The organism is Desulfurivibrio nitratireducens, assembly GCF_044068515.1.
Classification (GTDB): Bacteria; Desulfobacterota; Desulfobulbia; order Desulfobulbales; family Desulfurivibrionaceae; genus Desulfurivibrio.
The window spans coordinates 1-990 of record NZ_JBIPKI010000098.1 but is presented as its reverse complement, the minus strand read 5'-3'; the positions used below and the strand labels follow the sequence as shown (position 1 = coordinate 990).

The following is a 990-nucleotide window of genomic DNA, read 5'->3' as shown; positions in this document are numbered from 1 at the left end:
GTGGAATATGAGTCGGAGAAGCGTCATTACGCCCACGTTGACTGTCCGGGCCATGCCGACTACATCAAGAACATGATCACCGGCGCGGCCCAGATGGACGGGGCGATTCTGGTGGTTGGCGCCGATGACGGCCCGATGCCGCAGACCCGTGAGCACATCCTGCTGGCGCGTCAGGTCGGGGTGCCGGCCATTGTGGTGTTTCTCAACAAGTGCGACATGGTGGACGATCCGGAGCTGATCGAGCTGGTGGAGATGGAGTTGCGCGAGCTGCTGAGCAAGTACGACTTTCCCGGCGACGACACCCCGATCATCCACGGCAGCGCCTTGAAGGCCCTGGAGAATCCCGAGGACGAAGCGTCGGCCAAGCCGATCTGGGATCTGATGGCGGCCTGCGACAGCTTTGTGCCGGAGCCGGAGCGTGACATCGATCGTCCGTTCATTATGCCGGTGGAGGATGTGTTTTCGATTTCCGGTCGTGGCACGGTGGCCACCGGTCGGATCGAGCGGGGTATTGTCAAGGTAGGCGACGAGATCGAGATTGTGGGTATTCGACCGACGCAGAAGACCACGGTTACCGGGGTTGAGATGTTCCGCAAGATTCTGGACCAGGGCCAGGCCGGGGACAACGTGGGTGTTCTGTTGCGGGGCACCAAGCGTGATGATATCGAGCGGGGCCAGGTTCTGGCCAAGCCGGGCAGCATCACCCCGCACACCAGGTTCCAGGCCGAGTGCTATATTCTGAGCAAGGAAGAGGGAGGTCGGCACACCCCGTTTTTCAACGGTTACCGGCCGCAGTTTTACTTCCGGACCACGGACGTGACCGGGGTAGTAACCCTGCAGGAAGGAACCGAGATGGTAATGCCGGGGGACAATGTAACGGTAGAGGCCGAACTGATCACCCCGATCGCCATGGACGAGGGTCTGCGTTTTGCCATCCGTGAAGGTGGCCGGACCGTAGGCGCCGGTGTCATCAACAAGATCATCGCTTAA

General features: G+C 60.7%; 1 protein-coding gene. It reads left to right on the top strand.

The annotated features are described in order from the left end of the window. A partial coding sequence (gene tuf / locus ACHHTY_RS12050; RefSeq protein WP_395494415.1) for an elongation factor Tu occupies positions 1-990 on the top strand: 990 nt, incomplete at its 5' end.